Raw genomic sequence first — 4,947 nt, 5'->3', positions numbered from 1 at the left:
CAAGCACAACAACAAGCTCAAGGTGAAAGCGCAAATGCTTCTAATGACAGTGATGTTGAAGATGCAGAATTCAAAGAAGTTAAAGATGACGAAGATAACAAAAAATAATATTAATCTTTAACACATTCTAGTGCATCATATTAACTAAATATGAGACAATTGCTTAGCCAAAATAAGTCAAAGTCAATTGAACATTGGCTTTGACTTTTTCTTTTTTGCTATAAGTGATTTAACTATAAAGTAAAAGGAGAGAGCATAGTGGCCAAAAGAGATTATTATGAAGTCTTAGGTGTTAGTAAAAGTGCTTCAAAAGATGAAATAAAAAAGGCTTATCGTAAACTATCTAAAAAATATCATCCTGATATTAATAAAGAAGAAGGTTCAGATGAGAAATTCAAAGAAATTTCTGAAGCTTATGAAGTCTTAAGTGATGAAAATAAACGTGCAAATTATGATCAATTTGGTCATGATGGTCCACAAGGTGGCTTTGGTGGCCAAGGATTTGGCGGTCAAGACTTCAGTGGCTTTGGTGGCGGCGGATTCGAAGATATCTTTAGTTCATTCTTCGGAGGCGGACGTCAACGTGACCCCAATGCACCTCGTAAAGGTGATGACCTTCAATATACAATGACTGTTACATTTGATGAAGCTGTCTTTGGTGCTGAAAAGGAAATCTCAATCCGCAAAGATGTAACATGTCACACATGTGACGGTGAAGGTGCGAAGCCAGGTACAAATAAAAAAACATGTTCTTACTGTAATGGTGCTGGTCATGTATCAGTTGAACAAAACACAATCCTTGGTAGAGTGAGAACTGAAAAGGTTTGTCCAGTATGTAGTGGTTCAGGTCAAGAATTTGAAGAGCCTTGTCCAACATGTAATGGTAAAGGAACTGAAAATAAAAACGTGAAAATAAGCGTGAAAATTCCTGAAGGTGTAGACAATGAGCAACAAATTAGATTAGCAGGCGAAGGTGCACCGGGAGAAAATGGTGGACCACACGGTGATTTATACGTTGTGTTCAGAGTGAAACCATCAGAAATATTTGAACGTGACGGTGATGATATCTATCACTCTCTAAATGTTAGCTTTGCGCAAGCAGCATTAGGTGATGAAGTAAAAGTACCTACTTTAAATGGTCATGTTATGCTGACAATCCCTGCTGGTACTCAAACTGCAAAACAATTTAGATTAAAAGATAAAGGTGTTAAAAATGTGCACGGATATGGTCACGGGGATCTATTCGTAAATATCAATGTGGTGACACCTACAAAAATTAGTGAAAGACAAAAAGAATTGTTAAGAGAATTTGCAGAAATTAGTGGAGAAGAAATTGAAGAACAACCTTCTAATTTTAGAGACAAAGCTAAGAGATTCTTTAAAGGAGAATAATATATGAATTGGACCGAAATATCAATTACTGCAAATCATGAAGTGTCGCCTATAATAACAAATATTTTAGAAAATGCTGGATCTAACGGGGTAGTGATTGAAGATTCTAAAGATTTAAATCATGATTTTGAAGATAAATTTGGTGAAATCTATAATTTGAAAGCTGACGATTATCCTGATAAAGGTGTTAGATTAAAAGCTTATTTTAATGATATTAAATTCACTGAAGCATTTAGAGAACAATTAATTGAAAAAATTACAGCGATAGAATCTTTAGATAAAGAATTCTTCAAATTTGAGGAACAATCACTACAAGAACAAGACTGGGAAAATGAATGGAAAAACTACTTCCACCCATTTCGTGCGTCTGAAAAGTTCACGATTGTTCCAAGCTGGGAGCAATATGATAAGGAAGACACTAACGAATTATGTATCGAGCTTGATCCAGGTATGGCGTTCGGTACGGGAGACCACCCAACGACAAGTATGTGTTTGAAAGCAATCGAACAATATGTATCTCCTACAAATTCAGTAATTGATGTCGGTACTGGTTCTGGTATTCTCAGTATTGCAGCACATTTAATAGGTGCTAAGCGTATTAAGGCACTCGATGTCGATGATTTAGCAGTAAAAGTTGCTAAAGAAAATTTTGCAAAGAACAACTGTGAAAATTATATCGAAGCAATGCCTGGAAATTTATTGCATGATGAAACAGAAAAATTTGATATTGTAATCGCAAATATTTTAGCTCATATTATTGAAGAAATGATTGAAGATGCTTATAATACATTAAATGAAGATGGTTATTTCATTACTTCTGGTATAATTGAAGAAAAACATGAAGCTATCCTTGAACAAATGGAGCGTGTAGGTTTTAAAATTATTTCTATTGATCATGATAACAGTTGGGTATGTATCGTTGGTCAGAAAGTGAGCGAGTAATAATGCAGAGATACTTTATTAACCAAAACGCTGATGAAAATCAGCGTTTTTTTATTGAAGATAAAGGTGATATTCATCATATTGCAAATGTAATGCGTCATCAAGAAGGCAATCATATAATTGTGACATTTAATAATCAAAGTGCATATACTTGTAAGATTATTGCAATTAATACAGATTCTATTGAAGTTGAGCGAGTGGAAAAATTAAATGTTGATACTGAGCTACCTCAAAAAATAACTATCTGTAGTGGGCTTATCAAAGCTGATAAATATGAATGGATGCTACAGAAAGCAACTGAATTAGGTGCCAATGACTTTATAGCTGTGGGTATGCAACGGTCAGTTGTCAAATTGACTGATAATAAAGTGGATAAGAAACTTGAACGTTGGCAAAAGATCATTAAAGAAGCAGCAGAGCAAAGCTATCGTCTAGTTATACCAGAAATACAGTATAAGTCGAATTTAAAACTAATATATGATATTATTAATGAATATGATTATGTACTGATTGCCTATGAAGATGCAGCAAAAGATGGGGAAGTTAGCAATTTTAAAAAGCTAGTGCAAAATTTCGAGTCTGGTGATCGTGTATTAGTCATTTTTGGACCAGAGGGCGGCCTTTCTACAGAAGAAGTACAATTGTTTGATACAAATGCTTCACAGATTGGGCTTGGTCCTAGAATTTTAAGAGCAGAAACAGCACCATTATATGTATTAAGTGCTGTAAGCTATCAAAAAGATTTGTTGGGGTGATATTTATGGCAACAGTTGCATTTCACACACTTGGTTGTAAAGTGAATCATTATGAAACTGAAGCGATTTGGCAATTATTTAAAGAAGCAAATTATGATAGAGTTGATTTCGAAACGAATGCGGATGTATTTGTTATCAATACTTGTACGGTTACCAATACAGGAGATAAGAAGAGTAGACAGGTAATCAGACGTGCAATTAGACAAAATCCGGAAGCAGTGGTTTGTGTAACAGGTTGTTATGCACAAACATCACCTGCAGAAATCATGGATATTCCTGGTGTTGATATTGTTGTGGGGACACAGGATAGAACGAAATTAATCGGCTATATAGATGAATTTAAACAAGAGCGCCAACCAATTAATGGTGTTGGTAATATTATGAAAAATAGAACTTACGAAGAGTTAGAAGTACCATACTTTACTGATCGTACGCGTGCTTCACTTAAAATACAGGAAGGCTGTAATAATTTCTGTACGTTTTGTATTATTCCATGGGCAAGAGGATTAATGCGTTCTCGAGAACCTGAAAAAGTTATTGCTCAAGCAACACAACTTGTTGAATCTGGATATAAAGAAATTGTATTAACAGGTATTCATACTGGTGGATATGGACAAGACCTAAAGAATTATAATTTAGCACAACTATTACGCGATTTAGAAACAGTCGATGGTTTAGAAAGAATTAGAATTTCTTCAATAGAGGCAAGTCAATTGACTGATGAAGTCATTGAAGTTATTGCTAATTCAAATAAAGTGGTTAGACACTTACACATCCCTCTGCAATCTGGATCTGATACTGTGCTTAAACGTATGAGAAGAAAGTATACAATGGCACATTTTTCAGAGCGTTTAACACGCTTGCATGAAGTGTTACCCGGATTAGCAGTCACTAGTGATGTCATTGTTGGTTTCCCTGGTGAAACAGAAGAAGAATTCCAAGAAACTTATGATTTCATAGTAGATCATCATTTTTCTGAGTTACATGTATTTCCATATTCACCAAGAATTGGAACACCTGCAGCAAGAATGGATGATCAAATTGATGAAGAAGTAAAAAATGAACGTGTACATCGTCTTATCAACTTAAGTGATCAACTTGCTAAAACTTATGCTTCTAAATTCGATCAGGATGTCTTGGAAGTAATACCTGAAGAGGTAGGAGACGAACCAAACACATTGGTAGGTTATGCTGATAATTACATGAAAATTCAATTTGCTGGTGATGAAACATTGATTGGTCAATTGGTTAAAGTAAAAGTAACAAAACCTGATTATCCAATAAATACAGGTGAATTATTACGTGTCGTTGAGCATGCTACAAATAAATCTGATCAAACAGTATTAGTCTAAGGTGTTTGAACAACTTAAACTAAACAAAATATAGAATATAATTAATAAATGGCCGGCGTATCATTGTATGAAACGTTCGTGCCATTTTTAAAATGTTAAATAAATTTATCCAAGATTGAATGAGATTGTTAACTATTCATTAAAAATATATAAGCTTTATTTGATGAATTGCTGTTATAAAAGCCTGTATCATTATATTTTTGCTAATAATAGTTTATTTTTAATTTGAAATCACAGATTGTGAAAAGTTGTTAAAAGCTTGATTTGACGCGGTTTTATAGTATGTTTAGATTTAAAGTCTATAAAGGAGAAAATTTCCTAATTGACCACATTAATCAGATATATTATACTAACTTATACATGGTTTAATACCATGTAAATGATAATAAAGTTTCGTTGATATTTGGAGGGAGGGAAATACACATGTCTAAAACAGTAGTCAAAAATAACGAATCACTTGAAGATGCTTTACGTCGTTTCAAACGCTCAGTTTCTAAAAGCGGTAC

General features: G+C 33.9%; 6 protein-coding genes. All 6 read left to right on the top strand.

Going from position 1 to position 4,947, the window contains the following annotated elements; all coding sequences use genetic code 11:
- A partial coding sequence (locus ACF91D_RS29380) for a hypothetical protein (RefSeq protein ID WP_392438250.1) occupies positions 1-108 on the top strand: 108 nt, incomplete at its 5' end.
- 150 nt (positions 109-258) lie between these two features.
- The gene (gene dnaJ / locus ACF91D_RS29375; RefSeq protein WP_042738554.1) at positions 259-1,392 is read left to right on the top strand and encodes a molecular chaperone DnaJ; all 1,134 of its coding nucleotides are present in this window, start codon (positions 259-261) and stop codon (positions 1,390-1,392) included.
- Between the two features lie 3 nt (positions 1,393-1,395).
- On the top strand, positions 1,396-2,334 hold the full coding sequence (gene prmA, locus ACF91D_RS29370) for a 50S ribosomal protein L11 methyltransferase (protein ID WP_107527460.1): 939 nt from the start codon (positions 1,396-1,398) through the stop codon (positions 2,332-2,334).
- A 2-nt stretch (positions 2,335-2,336) separates the two neighbouring features.
- Complete coding sequence (locus tag ACF91D_RS29365; RefSeq protein WP_107527461.1) at positions 2,337-3,089, top strand: 16S rRNA (uracil(1498)-N(3))-methyltransferase; 753 nt, start codon at positions 2,337-2,339, stop codon at positions 3,087-3,089.
- Between the two features lie 5 nt (positions 3,090-3,094).
- Complete coding sequence (gene mtaB, locus ACF91D_RS29360; RefSeq protein ID WP_042738557.1) at positions 3,095-4,441, top strand: tRNA (N(6)-L-threonylcarbamoyladenosine(37)-C(2))-methylthiotransferase MtaB; 1,347 nt, start codon at positions 3,095-3,097, stop codon at positions 4,439-4,441.
- 423 nt (positions 4,442-4,864) lie between these two features.
- On the top strand, positions 4,865-4,947 hold an 83-nt coding region (gene rpsU / locus ACF91D_RS29355; protein ID WP_392438248.1), incomplete at its 3' end, for a 30S ribosomal protein S21.

Source organism: Staphylococcus sp. 231237_7MaSpsaltlick (assembly GCF_043107035.1).
This window is presented reverse-complemented; position numbering and strand designations above follow the sequence as displayed.